Raw genomic sequence first — 16,077 nt, 5'->3', positions numbered from 1 at the left:
CAAGAGCTTTGGTATAATATAAACTTGTGAGTAATAGAATTATTGCTCCTTGCCCATTTAAGGGCCGCTTAGACCAAAAGGAGGTGCAAACAGATGAAAAAGTACGAAGTTATGTACATTATCCGTCCAAACATTGACGAAGAGTCAAAGAAGGCAGTTATCGAGCGTTTCAACAACGTTTTGACTTCTAACGGAGCGGAGATCACTGGAACAAAAGATTGGGGTAAACGTCGTCTTGCTTACGAAATCAACGATTTCCGTGACGGTTTCTACCAAATCTTAAACGTTCAGTCTGAAGCTGCAGCGGTTGCTGAATTCGACCGTTTAGCTAAGATCAGTGACGATATCATTCGCCACATCGTTGTTAAAGAAGAAGAATAAGCAATTTGAAATATATAATGTTAAAAGGTGGTCTTTCATATGCTTAACCGAGTTGTATTAGTCGGAAGACTGACAAAAGACCCAGAGCTTCGTTATACGCCAAGCGGTGCGGCTGTCGCCACGTTTACTCTTGCTGTGAATCGTACTTTCACGAACCAGTCCGGAGAACGTGAAGCCGATTTCATTAATTGTGTCACTTGGAGAAGACAAGCCGAAAACGTTGCAAACTTTCTTAAAAAAGGAAGCCTTGCCGGCGTAGACGGCCGACTCCAGACAAGAAATTATGAAAACCAGCAGGGACAGCGTGTCTTCGTGACAGAAGTCCAAGCTGAAAGTGTTCAATTTCTTGAGCCTAAAAGCGGCGGTTCTGGTTCAGGTGGATACAACGAAGGAAACAGCGGCGGAGGCCAATACTTTGGCGGAGGCCAAAATGATAATCCGTTCGGCGGAAATCAGAACAGCCAGAGAAGAAATCAAGGGAACAGCTTTAATGATGATCCATTTGCCAACGACGGCAAGCCGATTGACATCTCGGATGATGATCTTCCGTTCTAATAGATTATCGCTATATTCATAACAAGAAAGGTGGGAAATGACAATGGCAGGAGGACGCAGAGGCGGTCGTGCGAAACGCCGTAAGGTTTGTTACTTTACTTCTAACGGCATTACGCACATCGATTACAAAGATGTAGATCTTCTTAGAAAGTTTGTTTCTGAGCGTGGTAAAATCTTACCTCGCCGTGTAACTGGAACAAATGCGAAATACCAACGTAAATTGACTATCGCGATCAAACGCGCACGTCAAATGGCTTTACTTCCATACGTAACTGGCGAGTAAGCCGAAAGAAAAGAGCAAGAGCCTGCGGGCTCCTGCTCTTTTTTTATGTCATTCCGTCCCCATCCTGCCGAAATGTTTCACATGAAACATGGAAGGGCTTCTTACACCCATCTTTGTTATCTTGCTTGCCTATTCAAATATGCGTACTTATAAAATGAATTTGTTTATACTGAAGAACAGGGGGTGACTGAGATGGAAACGGAAAGAAACATGCTGACAGATGAGAAGTGGAACGCAATCATACACAATGATGTTTCCTATGACGGGGTATTTTATTATGCGGTAAAAACGACGGGGATTTTCTGCCGCCCTTCTTGTAAATCGAGGGTTCCGAATAAGGAAAACGTACTGGTGTTTGCTACGGCTGAAGCAGCGCTAAAGAGACATTTTCGTCCTTGTAAAAGGTGCCGGCCGAACGGCCTTCGTCTCCCAGATGAAGAATGGGTTGCGCAAATCACTGAGTATATTGACGGCCATTATCACGAACCCCTGACTCTGAGCGTACTGGCAGATATGTGTCACGGCAGCCCCTATCATTTACAGCGGACATTTAAAAAAATCAAAGGGATATCCCCGATTGAGTATATACAGAAAAAAAGACTCGCGAAGGCGGGGGATCTTTTAATGCATACTGAAAAGACAGTAATGGAGATCGCTCTGACTGTCGGATTTCTAAACACAGCGCATTTTGCGACCCTTTTCAAAAAGAGAACCGGAAGTTCGCCCACAGAATACAGAAAAACTGCCGGAACGAGACAGGGAGGTTCATTATGAGTAAAGAGACGATGATCTATTGGACACGCTTCACATGGAATGATTGGCGCCTGTATACAGCCGCTACTTCCAAGGGGCTTTGCTTCATAGGTTCAAATCATGGTGACTTTGAAGAACTTGCGCAGTGGGCAGGAAAAGCCATGCCGGAATACCGATTGGTGCGTGATGATGAAAAACTGGCGTCTTACACAGCAGAGCTGTCCGAGTACATCAAAAATGACAGATCGGTATTTTCCGTCCCGCTCGATCTTTATGGGACGGAATTTCAGCTTGCTGTATGGAAAGCGCTTATGGACATACCGTATGGCGAGACATACTCCTATTCGGATATAGCAGAAATGATCCGGAAACCGTCAGCCGTAAGAGCCGTGGGCGCCGCAATCGGGAAAAATCCGGTATTGATTACGGTTCCGTGCCATCGTGTCATCGGGAAAAACGGAAAACTGACCGGATTCAGAGGCGGTTTAGAAATGAAAAAACAGCTGTTGGCATTAGAGGACAGGCACAATAAAACATGGAAATAGACACATGCTGAATGTAATACCGGCTGAGCCGGCGGGAGGGAACACATGAAACTGATTTCTTGGAATGTAAACGGCCTGCGTGCCGTGATGAAAAAAAGAGATATCAATACTTACGTTCAGGAAACGAAAGCCGATATTCTCTGTCTGCAAGAAACAAAAGTACAGGACGGACAAGTATCATTACAGCCTGAAGGATATCACGCCTATTGGAACTATGCGGTGAAAAAAGGCTACTCAGGCACGGCTGTTTTCTCGAAAGAAGAGCCGCTGCACGTGTCCTATGGGTTGGGAATTGACAGCCATGATCAAGAAGGGCGGGTGATCACGCTTGAATTTGAGCACGTGTTCGTCGTCAACTGTTACACGCCAAATGCCAAACGCGGATTAGAGCGAATTGATTACCGTCTTCAATGGGAAGCGGATTTTAAGGATTATCTGCAGAAGCTTGACCGGAAGAAGCCCGTGATCTTATGCGGCGATTTGAATGTCGCACACAGGGAGATAGACTTGAAAAATCCGAAAGCCAACCGAAAGAACGCCGGTTTCTCGGATCAGGAGCGGGAAGCGTTCAGCGCTCTGCTGAACGCGGGATTTACCGACTCGTTCCGCTATTTATATCCCGATCAGGAAGGCGCGTATTCCTGGTGGTCTTACAGGACGAATGCACGCGAGAAAAATATCGGCTGGCGGCTCGATTATGTTATTGTTTCAGACAGGCTGAAGCACCGGATCAGCCAAGCGGCCATTTGTGCCGATATCATGGGTTCTGACCATTGCCCTGTTGAAATGACAGTGGATTTATGATGAGATAGCAGTAAGAGAAATCCACTCTTGCTGCTTTTTTATTATCGAAAATGGAGGAGCACATGGCAAATATAAAAGAGATTGCGAAACTGGCGAATGTGTCGGTGGCCACCGTATCACGCGTGTTAAACCAACACCCGTATGTATCTGAGGAGAAAAGGCGTCTTGTGAATCAAGTAATGAAGGAGCTGGATTATACTCCTAATCGAACTGCCATTGATCTGATTCGCGGAAAGACCAATACGATCGGTGTGATATTGCCGTACAGTGACCATCCCTGCTTTGACAAAATTGTAAACGGTATCACGAAGGAAGCGTTTGCTCATGATTACGTGACAACCCTTCTCCCCACCAATTATGACCCCGCTATAGAGATGACGTATTTCGAACTTCTGAAAATGAAAAAGATTGACGGGCTGATTGTCACCTCCCGCGCGAATGAATGGGAAACAGCCGTGCCTTACCTTGAATACGGCCCCATTGTCGCTTGTGAATATACACAGCACGAAGAGATTCCCTGCGCTTATAATGACAGGCAGGCGGCTTACAGAGAGAGCTTTATGTATTTGAAAAACCGCGGGCATCAAGACGTTGCTTTTACATGTGTGCGGGAAGCGGAAAAAAGCCCGAGTACGGCCGACAAGGTAAATGCATATAAGGCGGTTTTCGGTTCTCTTGATGAAACCCGCATTCTGGTCGGTTGCCATGATATGGACGATGGAAAGCGTGCGGGTGAGCATTTCTGGGGTTTCAGCAAGCCGCCGACGGCCGTCTATGCGCATAGTGATGATGTGGCTGCCGGCTTGTACCAATTTGCGAAAGAACAGAGGTGGGATGCGGAGATCATCGGTGAAGGAAATTTGAGCGTCAGCCGGGTTTTGAATATTCCATCCCTGGAACTTCATTTAGAACGGGTCGGAAAAGAAGCATTTTTGCTGTTTTTGCACGGAGAAACCGCTAAAAAACAAATTATGCACCAATTTCAGAGGAAAAAGTCTTGAGCTGAAATGGATTTCATGCCTTATAACTAGATTGAGGAAAAAAGGGAGGCGGACATATGCGAATTGAACATGCAGCGATATGGGTGAAAGATTTAGAACGGATGAAAGAATTTTATGAGAAATACTTCGGGGCAAAGGCCAATGACCTTTACCATAATGAGAAAAAGGATTTCAAATCGTACTTTCTTTCATTTGACTCCGGATGCAGGCTGGAACTTATGAAAAAAGGCGGCGTTGATGAAACTCCGTCACAGAATATGACCGGATGGGCGCATCTCGCGTTTTCTACAGGCAGCAAGGAGCGGGTGAATGAACTGACGGAGACGTTTAAAAATGACGGATTTCAGGTTGTAAGCGGCCCGCGCGTAACGGGTGACGGATATTATGAGAGCGTGATAGAGGATGGGGAAGGCAATTTGATAGAAATCACAGTGTAACAGTGCGGGGTGAACCCGCACTGTTTTATTGATTAAATTTGCTGTGCATTTGTTTTCGGACCGAAGAGGATTAACAGAACGGAACATAGAAGCCAGCAGCCGCCGATGAACAAAAAGACACTGATGTATCCGAGTTTTACGGCAATAAATCCGACGAGCAGGGAACCGAATATGTTGGAAAAACGGCCGAGCCCGTACGCCAGCCCGCTGCCCGCCGAACGATATTCCGTCGGATACGGCTCTGATGTGTATGCGTATAAATTTGAGGTGAAAACCCGTTCCGTGACGTTGACGACAAATCCAAACACAATAATCATCACGGGAATAAACGTCATGCCGTACAACAGTCCGGCAATGGCAGTCAGAAAAGCGCTTGCGGCCAGAATCCATTTCCTTTGGAACGTCTCGGATATCATGGAACCGAGCAACGCGCCAAGCGGGGCGCCGACAGAGTGAAGCACATTGTACCACAGCGTTTTTTCCATGGTGATGCCGTTGCTTTTCAGCAGGCTGGGCACCCATGAGGCAAAGCCGTAAAAGCCAAAGGTTTCAAGAATCCATACTGCAGACAGGATGATGGTGATCTTTAAGTTCCTGCCCTGAAACAGCCCTAAGTAGCCGGCGTGCTTCACTGTATGTACTTCTGCTGCTTCTTTTGGCGCGGGGAGCGGACCTTTTTCTTTCTCTACGCGGGCTTCAAGCCGATTCATAATGGCGTCTGCCTGATCATATGCCCCCCGATTTTCGTGCCAGCGCGGCGATTCCTCAAGCCGGCGGATAAAAAAGAAATAAATGAGACCGGCCGCGCCCCATACAAAAACGAGCCGCCACCCCCCTGAGCCTAACGGAATGACAAAAGCGGATACGACGTTTGTCACGGGAACGCCGATTAAGCCGATCATGGCGCAAAAGGAAATGTATTTTCCCCGAACGGAGGATGGGAAGAATTCCGCCAAGTAGCTGTTAGTGACAATCATGGCGGCCGCGACGCCGAGACCTGTCAAAAACCTGAAAATCATTAAGGAAGGAATGTCCCATGCCAGCGCATTCAGAAAAGATGAGATCGAAAAGATAAGAACAAAACAATTCAGCGCTTTTTTCCTGCCGATCCGATCGGACAGCCTGCCGCCGAGCGAGGCGCCTAAAAACATGCCCAGGAAGGATGCAGCCGTGATGTCGGCAATGGTGGACAGCTTCACGCCCCAATGCTCAATCAGCGCAGGAGCGACGTTGCTGAGCGTAAACAGATCAGCGAGATCGAAAAAATAGATGATTCCGAGAGCGGTTAATACTTGATAGTGCACACTCGAAATGGGGAGACGGTCTAATCGGTTCGCCACATTTGAGAATGTCTGATGTTTCATAAAAAACCCCCTGACTTGGCAAAATGTAATCAGAAAATACTGTAAATTCATCTGACAAATACATTATAAAGGTCTTTTTATGGCAAAAACAGAGTGCAAATAACCAGAGCCGAAGGAAACGGCATAGCGCTTTCTTCTTAAAAATATATAACATTTTCTATATCTGATTCTGTTTATATTGTAAAATGTTGAAGGAAAGGAAGTTGATGCATAAAAATGAATATGTTTATAAGGCCCGCAGAAGGAAGAAATAGTGTGTGGAGATATCTCCTTTCTCTGTTGGTCATTGCGGGTTTGTTCTTTTTTGGAAGCATATTGACCGTGTTTTATATGTTTCTCACGTCCGAGTTCAATCCTTCATTGACAATAGATTGGGATGAAGGGGCATTAAGTGACCCGCTGGCGGATATTTATTTACAGCATATCGTCTATTTCATAGCCATCCCGGGCATTTGGATAGCAGTTCGTTTCATTATGAAACGGCGGTTTTTATCCATCATCACACCGAATCAGTCGCTGAACTGGAAGCGGATTTTCTTTGGATTCGGCACTTACTTTTTGTTGATGTTTATGGCGGGGCTGATTGATTTTTCAATCCATCCGGGTCGCTTCTCGCTTCAGGAATTCCATGCTTCACGCTTCCTGCTGCTGTTAGCGGCATCCATCTTTTTGGTGCCGATTCAAACCTCCGCGGAGGAATTTCTCTTTCGGGGTTTTCTGCTTCAGTTCGCCGGAAAACTGACGGCAAATGCGGTGGTTTTGACTGTCATCGTCGGCGGATTATTCGGCGCACTTCATTTCGGAAATCCGGAGATGGAAAACGGGGCGCTCTGGGCGGGAATCGGATATGTCACCATCGGCATGATCTGGACCTTTATCACGATTAAAACAGGCAGTCTGGAGATGTCCTTGGGCGGTCACGCTGCCAATAATATGTTTTTATTTATCTTTCTCACAGAGGATCATTCGGTGTACAGCGGCATTCCGTCGCTATTTGCAACAGCAGCCGGCGGCTATGAAATATATGATTGCATATCGACTCTGGTGATCAATGTCATCTTCGCATGGCTCGCGTTCCGTTTTGTGAAAAAAGAAAAGCAGCAGGCCGCCTAGGCTCTGCTGCTGATTTGTAATGTGTTCATCGCTTCATCAATATCCGTCGTCGGCCTGCGGCAGGTAAAATTTTCACAAATGTAAACCGTCGTTTTACCGTCAATCATTTGATAACCCGCGGCAAAATCAGAAATGCCTGCAAGCTCTGACGGATGTTCCGCGGCGAGAATCGTATAGGCGGGAGTGAAATGTTCCTGAAGCGCCTCAATGAAACGCTTTCTGTCCGGATCATCTTTGCTTCCGAACACAACGATTTCTTTTTGCGGCATTGTATACGCCAGTACGCTTTGCATGAAGAAAGCGTTGCTGCTCGGGTAGGCCTCTATTTCCCGTTTGAAAACAGAAAACATAGCTTCTGCTTTTTCGATCAGTGATACATCACCCGTCAGGCGGCCGAGGCGAAGCAGCTGTACGGCAGCCGCGCTGTTTCCGGAAGGCACGGCCCCGTCATAAACTTCTTTTTCCCTGACAAGAAGAGTCTCGGCATCATTCCCCGTAAAGAAGAAACCTCCGTGTCCTTCATCCCAGAACAGATCCAGCATGCTTGTACATAACGTTTTCGCTTTTTGCAGATAAGACGCATCAAAATCCGCTTCATACAGGTCAAGGTAAGCCCAGAGGAGAAAAGCGTAATCATCGATAAATCCTTTGTTTTTCACTTCGCCCTCACGGTAGCGGACCATGACGCGCCCGTCCGGCATGAGGTGACGTTCGAGAAAGCGGATCGCTGTTTCCGCCATGCTGAGGAAGACCGGCTCGTGAAATACCTTTGCGGCTTTTGCCAGCCCGGCAATCATGAGCGCGTTCCATGAGGTCAGCACTTTGTCATCTGTGTGCGGATAGCTTCTGTTTTCCCGCGCCTCCAGCAATTTTTTTCTTGCGCCTTCAAGACGTTCGGTCAGCTCATGTCCGGTGAGGCCGGTCTCTTCGAGGATGGCCTCACGCCGCGTGAAAATAAGGTTCGGGATGTTTTCTCCTTCGAAATTGCCTTGATCTGTGATGTTATATACCTTGCAATAAAGCGAGCCGAGTTCATCACCGAGAAGATCCATGATTTCTTTTTTTGACCATATGTAATATTTCCCCTCACGGCCTTCGGTATCAGCGTCTAAGGCTGAGAAAAAGCTGCCGTCTTCATGCATCATTTCCCGCTGAATAAACGTCACGATCTGCCTCGCAACCTGTTTGTAGCGCTCATTGCCCGTGACTTGATAGGCTTCGGTATATGCGGTCAGGAGAAGGGCGTTGTCATACAGCATTTTCTCAAAGTGCGGCACGAGCCATTCATTATCAGTCGAGTAGCGGGCAAAGCCGAACCCGATGTGGTCAAAAATACCGCCGTTCGCCATGCCGTCGAGTGTCTTGGTTACGCCTGCCAATGCCTGTTCCTTACCCGTATAGCTGTAGTAGCGAAGCAGAAACATAAGCATATGCGGCATCGGAAACTTCGGAGCCTGGCCGAACCCGCCGTATACCGTATCAAACCCGCCGGCCAGCTGGCGATACGTGTCATGAACCGCCTGTTCGCCAAGCATGCCCTCAGCCGGGTGAACCTTGACTTCAAGATGAGCGGCGGCGTTTTCAGCAATATCCTCGACATGCTGCCGGTCGTTTGCAAACGTTTCGGACAGATGTTCAAGCACATCGATAAAGCCCGGACGGTTAAATTTGCTCGTCTTCGGAAAATATGTCCCCGCATAAAACGGCTTCTGATCAGGTGTGATGAACACATTCAGCGGCCACCCGCCCTGCCCCGTCATCAGCTGGCAGATTCTCATATACACGGAATCGACATCAGGCCGCTCCTCACGATCAACCTTGATGGCTATAAATTTATCATTTAGAATACCGGCGACCTCTTCGTCCTCAAAGGACTCGTGAGCCATTACGTGACACCAATGACAAGTTCGCTAAGCTACCCGTACCCAATAGATAAGAGAACAGGTTTATTCTCTCGTTTCGCTTTTTCAAATGCTTCATCGCACCAAGGATACCAATCCACGGGATTATAAGCATGTTGGAGTAAGTACGGTGACTTCTCGTCGATTAATCTATTGGGTACTTTTTTATTTGGCATGGGATCACCTTCTTTCGTTCGTATTACCGTTGATATATCTTTACTGTACCATAAAGATGTGCAGTCTATTCTTTATTTGTTTCTGTCTAAAGAAAACTAGTCTGTAGTTGACAGAATGGACAAGGTGCCTGACAACTGATATAGAGCTATGCGCCTAATCCAAAAGCTTTCATAACAAAGATAACAACAGGCGGAATGATAAGTGACGGCAGAAGATTTAAGGTTTTACATTTTTTAATTCCCAAAATGCTTAACCCCGAGCTTAGTATCAGTATTCCGCCCACAATTGTTATTTCATTAATCATGTCTGCACTTAATGCACTCTCCATTACTTTTGCAAATAAATAGAGTGAGCCTTGCCAGGCAAATAACACAACAGCAGATAAGGCTATTCCAAAGCCAAACGCTGATGCGAGAACAATAGAAGTGATGCCATCCAACATACCGTTTGTAAGAAGATAAGTGGAATCATCATGGATCGCGGATTCAATGGGCCCTAATATCGACAATGATCCCATGCAAAACAATAAGATTGCAGTTGATAAGCCTTCAGCTAAGTTATTTTTAGAGAACTTGCTGACTAGATGGTTGAATCTAAGTTCCAAATTTACAAACTGTCCAAGTAGTCCGCCAACAGCTAAACTTACAATAAAAAGAATAGGGTATTTACTATCCGATAAATGCTGTGTAATGGCGTTTATTCCTAATCCAACTGCAACAAACCCCATCGCTTGCATAAGAATATCTTGATATTCACCTTTCATTCCTTTCTTGAATAGCCCTCCGAGTAAACATCCTGCGAAGATCATAAATGTGTTAAAAATTGTTCCAATCATGTGCTTTCTCCCCCAATAAAGTGTGCTTTTAAAAAAATAAACTCTCCAGTAACTAGAGAGTCAAGGGATTATTTAATGGGCAGCATGATTTCGGTCACATAATGATCCGGATTATTAGTAACACCATAATCAATTAACGTTATCTCAATGGAGTCGGCCGCTAACTCCAGATGATGCTTTTTCATATATGTCAGTAACTTTTTATAATATTGTTTGGCCTCTTTATGCGACCCCTTAAACCTGATTTGTAAATATTCATTTGATGGTAAGGTGATTACTGATGGGGGCAAATCATGCTCGTCTTCTAAGATCATAAAAATACTGGAGTAACGATCAAACTTATGCGCTTTTAGGTTTGACACTGAAATCGATAATCCAATCTTTCCTAAAAATATGTCTTCTTTAATAGTAAGATCATTTCTCAATTCTGTTAGAGAGTGTTCAATATCATGACCTAGAATATACTCATGCTGTAAATAAGCGACACGCAACTCCGGAAGTTTGATTTTTGTAATTTTGTCTAACGGTTTATTAACGGCATCTTCTATTTTGTTTAAACGGCGGGTGATCTTTTTTTCAATAAGCTCTAATTCCCTTTTTTTACGATCGATTTCGGTTTTTTGGTTTTTCAGTAATTGAATTAAGGTATCTGCATTGTGGGAATTATAAAAATCTAGGAGTTTGTTTATTGGCAAGCCTAAAGCCCGCAAATATTTGATTGTATCCAGTCTCTCAAACTGCTCTGTAGAATAGTATCTGTAGTTATTTTGCTTGTCTTTGTATGCAGGTTTCAAAAGACCGATCTCATCATAATATCTGAGAGTGGATATTTTGACGTGAAATAACCTGGATACCTCTCCGATAGAGAAAAAATTCTTCATGATCATAATCCTTCTGATTTCATTTGTCTTAATAAACCTGTAAAAAATGGTTTTATCAACATTATAATATTCAGCAATTTAAAGATAAAGCATCCCCTCTGGATAGAAAAATTTTAATGGAGGGAATTGGAGAGGATTATATGGTAATCTGCGTGGCGTCAATGACAAGTCGAAATAGCCGATGCTGACAAGGACCGGCTTGTTTTCGTGTTTTGCTTTTTAAGTAACGATCGACTGTTCCCTGCGCATGCCTAATGATTGCTTTGTCACACTGTATTTTTTTTTATCAAGCAGGCTCAAGAGGTAAATCAGTTTGAAATTATTTTTACATACATCCCCTCCTCAGCTTTTTTCTTAGCATTTTCGTTCATCGTTTTAATTTCTTTTGATAATGCAGAGGAAGCGATAAGTTTGTCATCATAGAATACAGACGGATCAATAATCCTCATTTTATTCTTACGATGCAAATGATAATCAGCCTTATCTTCTTTAACAATGACTCGTCGATGTAAGCGGCTTACAAGATTTTTCACATCTATATCCCCGGAAGAACGCAAGATGTCCATTACTTCTTCATCTGTTCCGAGCAGTGTGTTTATGTTAATGATTTCTTTATCCAAGGCGGTTTTTAAAGTCTTAGCCAAATAATCATAACCGTAAATATTAAGAGGATTCATAAAGAAATCAATAACCTCTTTATAATAAATTCTTACAAACCATTCAGCAGTTTTTATATCTTTTAAGTATATTTTTCCTTCTTTAATTATTAGATGATCTAAGAAATGATCAACTTCCTCCATTGTGATGTTTTCGTACCGATACATATCTCTTAAGGTATAATCGATTCTGTCAGCGCATAACTCAGGAGCTGGCTGTTCGAGCAAATTCCAATTAGAGTTGTCTAATAGAATGTCTTTGTAATTTAATCCATATGTACTGAGAATATGGGGGATTTCTGAAACAGTTATGATTTGATGATAAATGTTTTCGTGATAATCCTCATTTTTATTGTTAAATACAAAATCAATAACGTGTGAAAATGCAGTATGAGATACATCGTGTAGTAAACCTGCGATTTGTTCTTCTAAAGAGCCGCCCAATTTTTTTATGAGAAGCATTACGCCTATGGAATGTTCATACCTCGTGACATTCCACTTTTGATTCACAACATAACTTGCTCCTCCTTGGTAAATACCTTTTAGTCTTTGTACTGGATGACTGAAAATAAGTTCTTCAAGAATTCCATCTACAACATAATCGCCATAAATACTATCTGTTATCTTCATTTTCCTTACAACCCTTTTATGCGCCAAGCATGGCAAAGAAGCTGCAACCTATCGCATCATGGATTTTCTTCCTTTTAATATTGATATACTTAACATATCACAATTCTGAAAAATTCAGTTAAGCCTGATTTTATTTGCTTCCAAATAGATAAAATACACCCCGACGACTGTAACTGTTCCGCCTAAAAGAGAAATAAAGGCAGGCGCTTCGCCTATCCAAAACCAGGAAATGAGTAAGGATAAAGCGGGTGTTGCGTAAAGTGAAATGGCTGCTTCTGAAGCGCCGACGATTGAAGTGACGTATGCAAGTGCAAAGTATGGGATAACCGTTGGGGCGGCCATTTGTGACAAGCACCGGCTGCGAATACATTCCTTTTAGTTGTGGGTTTCAGGATAAGAAAAAAAGCCTTTATAGAAGGCTTTCGGTAAATAATTCATACAGCCGTTTTGCTGTTATTCGGTTAAGCCAACTCCTTTGTCATTAAGACATGCGGGATGCCGTCTTCCATAAATTCCGGTGAATCTGTCTGATATCCCAGTTTGTGATAAAAGCCCTCCGCTTGTGTTTGTCCATGCAGTTTACATTGGGTGATGCCTTTTTCTTTTATCATGTTTTCTAATTCGCGTATGATTACTTTGCCCAACCCGTATTTGCGGTAAGGCTTCAGGATGCAGATTCGTTCGAGCTTGCCTGTATGGTTTACGATGCGGACGCGTCCTGTGCCGGCAGGCTGATTTTCATGATAAACCAAGACATGCCCGCATTGTTCCTGAAGCGTATCAAACTGATCAAACTCATCGGATTCGGGTACTTGCTGTTCCTCAATGAATACTGCTTTTCTAATCTCGAGCGCTGCTTGTAAATCAATTTCCGTCGTTATTCTTTTTATCCTCATCATTAACCAATCCTTTTCACATATTAGTCTGGACTGCACGGCTTGCTTGTGGTCTTATAGAAGTAACGATAAAACAATTATATTGTAAATGCAACAAAAATACGAAGGGTTTGAAAAGATATGACTGATATTTTGCGGGAAATCGGCATGATTGCACGGGCATTGGATTCCATCAGCAATATTGAATTTAAAGAATTAGACTTAACAAAAGGGCAATATCTCTATCTTGTTCGTATATGTGAAAACCCGGGAATGATACAGGAAAAATTGGCGGAAATGATTAAAGTTGACCGAACAACAGCGGCGAGAGCGATAAAAAAACTAGAAATACAAGGGTTTATTGAAAAGCGTCCTGATGATCAAAATAAAAAAATAAAAAAACTGTTCCCGACCGAAAAAGGAAGAAAGGTTTATCCGTTATTGCAAAGAGAAGGAGAGCACTCTGCGGAAGTAGCCTTGGCCGGCTTTACATCTGAAGAAAAAGAAACCATTTTCAGCCTTCTTCAGCGGGTGAGAAAAAATATAGAACATGATTGGGAATATGTGAAGAAGGGAAACAAAAGGGATTATTAATGGATAATAATTCCTTTTGCTGAGTGATTATGTTTTGAATGATTAAAGCCGTAAATGGATACTTTATCTGTAAAATCACCTTCCTCGGTTCCTGCTTCACAATCGGCTGATAGGCTTATTTTTAACGAAAAGTATCAATTATGGTATATTTAAATAAGACAAAATAATTGAAGCGGGGAATGATATGAATACAATCGAAAAACAAAAACGCAAGAAATTCAGAGCAAAATCCATCGTACGGGCCATCATGGTCATCATCGGCGGTATTATTGCCGCGTATGGGCTGGAAACCGTATTGATTCCGAATAGTGTATCTGACGGCGGGGTGACCGGACTCAGCATTGTCGGTTCGCAGCTGTTTCATTTGCCTCTTGGGATCTTAATTGCGGTGATCAATATACCGTTTGTCTGGTTGGGATATAAGCAAATCGGGAAAGGCTTTGCGTTTCTATCCATTATCGGCATTGTCTCACTTGCCGCGGGTACAAGCTTTTTCCATCACACGCCGGCTATCATCGAGGGAGACACCCTGTTAATCACCGTTGTAGGCGGGATTATTCTCGGCTTGGGAATGGGCTTGGCATTGCGCAACGGCGGCGCATTAGACGGAATTGATATGCTGGCCGTGCTGCTGTCACGGAAATTGCCGTTCGGCACGAGCGATCTCATTTTATTTTTAAATATCTTTGTGTTTATTTTTGTTTCTTTTGTATTCGGGCTGCAAGGCGCTTTGCTTTCCGTGATTGCTTACTACATTGCGTCTAAGGTGATTCATGTGGTTGAGGAAGGCTTAAGCGGTTCGAAAACATTTCAGATTATCACCAACGAGCCTGCATTAATGGTCGAAACCATTCGTGAGGAATTAGGCCGAAGCGCTACGTATAAAGAAGCATATGGCGGTTTTTCTCATGAAAAGTTCAAAGAAATCACATGTGTCATCAACCGTTTGGAAGAGACCAAACTGAAGGAAATTATTAATGACATTGATAAGCACGCCTTTGTAACGGTATATGATGTGGCTGAAGTAAAAGGCAGTAATTTCAGAAAAGTTCATAATCATTAAGAAGCGAGCTGCCGTTCACCGGCAGCTTTTTTTAAAAAGGAGAAAACACTTGCAAAAAAAGAATAACGGATGTATATTATTGATATATCAAACATTGACTAGTCAATTAATTGTGCAAAAGAAAGTAGGGATGGGTTTTGACAGCATGTTGTTCAGAGGAAGGCGAGATTTTATATCAGCTTCAATCACTGCATAAAGTAATCGGAGCGAAGTTTGAAGCGTGCACCGGAATCAGCCAATCCCGTCTTGAGCTTCTCGCCGTGCTCTTTCACGTCGACGAGATCAGTCAAAGCGATCTTCAGAAAAAGGTGAATATTGATGGGGCGGCTGTGACAAGACACTTGAAACAGCTTGAAACCAAAGAAATGGTCACAAGAAGACGCAAACCTGAGGACAACCGCATTATACTTGTCCGGCTTACTGAACAGGGGCGGGAGAGAATTGAGACTTCCAAAAAAGAGAAGGAGCGTTTCATAAAGGAAATGCTTGCCGGTGTCAGCGCGGAAGAACGCAGTATGTTAAAAAACGTATTGTCGCAGATGCAGAATAATATAGAAAATATGAAAGCATAGGAGTGTATTACACATGAAAACAGAACTGAAAACAAACGACTTTATGGACATTATGAAAGGCCGCCGTTCCATTCGGAATTACGATCCGGCTGTAACAATCAGCAAAGAAGAAATGACTCAAATCTTGGAAGAAGCAACGACAGCGCCGTCTTCAGTTAACGCGCAGCCATGGCGTTTCCTTGTCATTGACAGCCCTGAAGGAAAAGAAAAACTCGCGCCGCTCGCCAGCTTTAACCAAACACAAGTCAGCACATCATCTGCGGTGATCGCGGTTTTTGCAGATATGAACAGTGATGACTATTTAGAAGAAATTTATTCAAAAGCGGTCGAACTGGGCTATATGCCGCAGGAAGTAAAAGACAGACAAATCGCTGCGTTGACGGCACATTTTGAAAAACTTCCGGAGCAAGTGAACCGTGAAACGATTCTGATCGACGGAGGCCTCGTTTCCATGCAGCTGATGCTCACGGCACGCGCGCACGGCTATGACACAAACCCGATCGGCGGCTACGATAAAGAAAAGATCGCCGAGGTTTTCGGAATGGATAAAGAGCGTTATGTACCGGTCATGCTGTTATCAATCGGAAAAGCGGCGGACGAAGGATATGCTTCCTACCGTCTTCCTATCGAAACGATCGCACAATGGAAATAAGGTTG

19 protein-coding genes and 2 pseudogenes are annotated in these 16,077 nt (G+C 43.8%); 13 read left to right on the top strand and 8 right to left on the bottom strand.

From position 1 onward, the window contains the following. Positions 1-93: 93 nt before the first annotated feature. The 8 genes from rpsF to AD710_RS07820 all read left to right on the top strand — a co-directional run bounded on the left by rpsF (position 94) and on the right by AD710_RS07820 (position 4,759). Positions 94-381, top strand: a complete 288-nt coding sequence (rpsF, locus tag AD710_RS07855) for a 30S ribosomal protein S6 (protein ID WP_004392977.1) — start codon at positions 94-96, stop codon at positions 379-381. A 39-nt stretch (positions 382-420) separates the two neighbouring features. Continuing rightward, positions 421-936 (top strand): single-stranded DNA-binding protein SsbA, encoded by a 516-nt coding sequence (gene ssbA / locus AD710_RS07850; protein WP_016937325.1) that lies wholly within the window; start codon positions 421-423, stop codon positions 934-936. A gap of 43 nt (positions 937-979) precedes the next feature. After that, positions 980-1,219, top strand: coding sequence for a 30S ribosomal protein S18 (gene rpsR, locus AD710_RS07845; protein WP_004392983.1), 240 nt, complete (start codon positions 980-982; stop codon positions 1,217-1,219). Between the two features lie 192 nt (positions 1,220-1,411). Further along, positions 1,412-1,993, top strand: a complete 582-nt coding sequence (locus AD710_RS07840) for a bifunctional transcriptional activator/DNA repair enzyme AdaA (RefSeq protein ID WP_049627740.1) — start codon at positions 1,412-1,414, stop codon at positions 1,991-1,993. Next, a complete protein-coding gene (locus AD710_RS07835; protein ID WP_049627739.1) occupies positions 1,990-2,517 on the top strand; it encodes a methylated-DNA--[protein]-cysteine S-methyltransferase in 528 nt (175 codons plus the stop codon). The genes AD710_RS07840 and AD710_RS07835 overlap by 4 nt, the downstream gene beginning before the upstream one ends. Positions 2,518-2,562: 45 nt before the next feature. After that, positions 2,563-3,321 carry an exodeoxyribonuclease III gene (xth, locus tag AD710_RS07830; protein WP_016937327.1) on the top strand — a complete coding sequence of 253 codons (759 nt, stop codon included), beginning with the start codon at positions 2,563-2,565 and terminating at the stop codon, positions 3,319-3,321. Positions 3,322-3,383: 62 nt separating this feature from the next. Beyond that, entirely contained in the window at positions 3,384-4,322 is a 939-nt protein-coding gene (locus AD710_RS07825; RefSeq protein ID WP_049627738.1) for a LacI family DNA-binding transcriptional regulator, read from the top strand. A gap of 56 nt (positions 4,323-4,378) precedes the next feature. Then, positions 4,379-4,759, top strand: coding sequence for a VOC family protein (locus AD710_RS07820; protein ID WP_045925740.1), 381 nt, complete (start codon positions 4,379-4,381; stop codon positions 4,757-4,759). Between the two features lie 32 nt (positions 4,760-4,791). Here AD710_RS07820 and AD710_RS07815 read toward each other — a convergent pair whose 3' ends face one another. Then, entirely contained in the window at positions 4,792-6,123 is a 1,332-nt protein-coding gene (locus tag AD710_RS07815; RefSeq protein ID WP_049627737.1) for an MFS transporter, read from the bottom strand. A gap of 216 nt (positions 6,124-6,339) precedes the next feature. Here AD710_RS07815 and AD710_RS07810 point away from each other — a divergent pair, with 216 nt between their 5' ends. Beyond that, positions 6,340-7,236 (top strand): CPBP family intramembrane glutamic endopeptidase, encoded by an 897-nt coding sequence (locus tag AD710_RS07810; RefSeq protein WP_049627736.1) that lies wholly within the window; start codon positions 6,340-6,342, stop codon positions 7,234-7,236. On the opposite strand, the gene AD710_RS07805 is transcribed toward AD710_RS07810, so the two are convergent. The 7 genes and pseudogenes from AD710_RS07805 to AD710_RS07780 all read right to left on the bottom strand — a co-directional run bounded on the left by AD710_RS07805 (position 7,233) and on the right by AD710_RS07780 (position 13,212). Then, a complete protein-coding gene (locus AD710_RS07805; RefSeq protein ID WP_049627735.1) occupies positions 7,233-9,122 on the bottom strand; it encodes a thioredoxin domain-containing protein in 1,890 nt (629 codons plus the stop codon). The genes AD710_RS07810 and AD710_RS07805 overlap by 4 nt on opposite strands. Positions 9,123-9,157: 35 nt before the next feature. After that, positions 9,158-9,313: pseudogene (locus AD710_RS20200) on the bottom strand (DUF255 domain-containing protein); the annotation flags it as partial. Positions 9,314-9,459: 146 nt separating this feature from the next. Further along, positions 9,460-10,149, bottom strand: coding sequence for a DUF554 domain-containing protein (locus AD710_RS07800; RefSeq protein ID WP_049627734.1), 690 nt, complete (start codon positions 10,147-10,149; stop codon positions 9,460-9,462). A gap of 68 nt (positions 10,150-10,217) precedes the next feature. Beyond that, on the bottom strand, positions 10,218-11,030 hold the full coding sequence (locus tag AD710_RS07795) for a MerR family transcriptional regulator (RefSeq protein ID WP_048367898.1): 813 nt from the start codon (positions 11,028-11,030) through the stop codon (positions 10,218-10,220). Between the two features lie 308 nt (positions 11,031-11,338). Further along, positions 11,339-12,316 carry an HD domain-containing protein gene (locus tag AD710_RS07790; protein WP_049627733.1) on the bottom strand — a complete coding sequence of 326 codons (978 nt, stop codon included), beginning with the start codon at positions 12,314-12,316 and terminating at the stop codon, positions 11,339-11,341. Positions 12,317-12,430: 114 nt separating this feature from the next. After that, a pseudogene (locus tag AD710_RS07785) lies at positions 12,431-12,649 on the bottom strand (EamA family transporter); the annotation flags it as partial. A 128-nt stretch (positions 12,650-12,777) separates the two neighbouring features. Next, entirely contained in the window at positions 12,778-13,212 is a 435-nt protein-coding gene (locus AD710_RS07780) for a GNAT family N-acetyltransferase (protein WP_049627731.1), read from the bottom strand. A gap of 120 nt (positions 13,213-13,332) precedes the next feature. On the opposite strand from AD710_RS07780, the gene AD710_RS07775 reads away from it, so the two are divergent. The 4 genes from AD710_RS07775 (at position 13,333) to AD710_RS07760 (ending at position 16,072) form a co-directional block, all read left to right on the top strand. Further along, the gene (locus AD710_RS07775; protein ID WP_045925748.1) at positions 13,333-13,785 is read left to right on the top strand and encodes a MarR family winged helix-turn-helix transcriptional regulator; all 453 of its coding nucleotides are present in this window, start codon (positions 13,333-13,335) and stop codon (positions 13,783-13,785) included. A gap of 184 nt (positions 13,786-13,969) precedes the next feature. Continuing rightward, a complete protein-coding gene (locus AD710_RS07770; RefSeq protein WP_049627730.1) occupies positions 13,970-14,848 on the top strand; it encodes a YitT family protein in 879 nt (292 codons plus the stop codon). A gap of 137 nt (positions 14,849-14,985) precedes the next feature. Beyond that, entirely contained in the window at positions 14,986-15,420 is a 435-nt protein-coding gene (locus tag AD710_RS07765; protein WP_016937339.1) for a MarR family winged helix-turn-helix transcriptional regulator, read from the top strand. Positions 15,421-15,433: 13 nt separating this feature from the next. Beyond that, positions 15,434-16,072: a nitroreductase family protein gene (locus AD710_RS07760; RefSeq protein WP_049627729.1), complete on the top strand. Its 639-nt coding sequence runs from the start codon at positions 15,434-15,436 to the stop codon at positions 16,070-16,072. Positions 16,073-16,077: the final 5 nt, after the last annotated feature.

Origin of the sequence: Bacillus sp. JFL15, assembly GCF_001184225.1 — a bacterium.
GTDB classification, from domain to species: domain Bacteria; phylum Bacillota; class Bacilli; order Bacillales; family Bacillaceae; genus Bacillus; species Bacillus siamensis.
This window is presented reverse-complemented; position numbering and strand designations above follow the sequence as displayed.

What these genes read in the sequence shown, in the direction of transcription:
- rpsF (WP_004392977.1), top strand. Translation starts at nt 94, where the DNA reads ATGAAAAAGTACGAAGTTATGTACATTATCCGTCCAAACATTGACGAA.
- ssbA (WP_016937325.1), top strand. Translation starts at nt 421, where the DNA reads ATGCTTAACCGAGTTGTATTAGTCGGAAGACTGACAAAAGACCCAGAG.
- rpsR (WP_004392983.1), top strand. Translation starts at nt 980, where the DNA reads ATGGCAGGAGGACGCAGAGGCGGTCGTGCGAAACGCCGTAAGGTTTGT.
- AD710_RS07840 (WP_049627740.1), top strand. Translation starts at nt 1,412, where the DNA reads ATGGAAACGGAAAGAAACATGCTGACAGATGAGAAGTGGAACGCAATC.
- AD710_RS07835 (WP_049627739.1), top strand. Translation starts at nt 1,990, where the DNA reads ATGAGTAAAGAGACGATGATCTATTGGACACGCTTCACATGGAATGAT.
- xth (WP_016937327.1), top strand. Translation starts at nt 2,563, where the DNA reads ATGAAACTGATTTCTTGGAATGTAAACGGCCTGCGTGCCGTGATGAAA.
- AD710_RS07825 (WP_049627738.1), top strand. Translation starts at nt 3,384, where the DNA reads ATGGCAAATATAAAAGAGATTGCGAAACTGGCGAATGTGTCGGTGGCC.
- AD710_RS07820 (WP_045925740.1), top strand. Translation starts at nt 4,379, where the DNA reads ATGCGAATTGAACATGCAGCGATATGGGTGAAAGATTTAGAACGGATG.
- AD710_RS07815 (WP_049627737.1), bottom strand. Translation starts at nt 6,123, where the DNA reads ATGAAACATCAGACATTCTCAAATGTGGCGAACCGATTAGACCGTCTC.
- AD710_RS07810 (WP_049627736.1), top strand. Translation starts at nt 6,340, where the DNA reads ATGAATATGTTTATAAGGCCCGCAGAAGGAAGAAATAGTGTGTGGAGA.
- AD710_RS07805 (WP_049627735.1), bottom strand. Translation starts at nt 9,122, where the DNA reads ATGGCTCACGAGTCCTTTGAGGACGAAGAGGTCGCCGGTATTCTAAAT.
- AD710_RS07800 (WP_049627734.1), bottom strand. Translation starts at nt 10,149, where the DNA reads ATGATTGGAACAATTTTTAACACATTTATGATCTTCGCAGGATGTTTA.
- AD710_RS07795 (WP_048367898.1), bottom strand. Translation starts at nt 11,030, where the DNA reads ATGAAGAATTTTTTCTCTATCGGAGAGGTATCCAGGTTATTTCACGTC.
- AD710_RS07790 (WP_049627733.1), bottom strand. Translation starts at nt 12,316, where the DNA reads ATGAAGATAACAGATAGTATTTATGGCGATTATGTTGTAGATGGAATT.
- AD710_RS07780 (WP_049627731.1), bottom strand. Translation starts at nt 13,212, where the DNA reads ATGAGGATAAAAAGAATAACGACGGAAATTGATTTACAAGCAGCGCTC.
- AD710_RS07775 (WP_045925748.1), top strand. Translation starts at nt 13,333, where the DNA reads ATGACTGATATTTTGCGGGAAATCGGCATGATTGCACGGGCATTGGAT.
- AD710_RS07770 (WP_049627730.1), top strand. Translation starts at nt 13,970, where the DNA reads ATGAATACAATCGAAAAACAAAAACGCAAGAAATTCAGAGCAAAATCC.
- AD710_RS07760 (WP_049627729.1), top strand. Translation starts at nt 15,434, where the DNA reads ATGAAAACAGAACTGAAAACAAACGACTTTATGGACATTATGAAAGGC.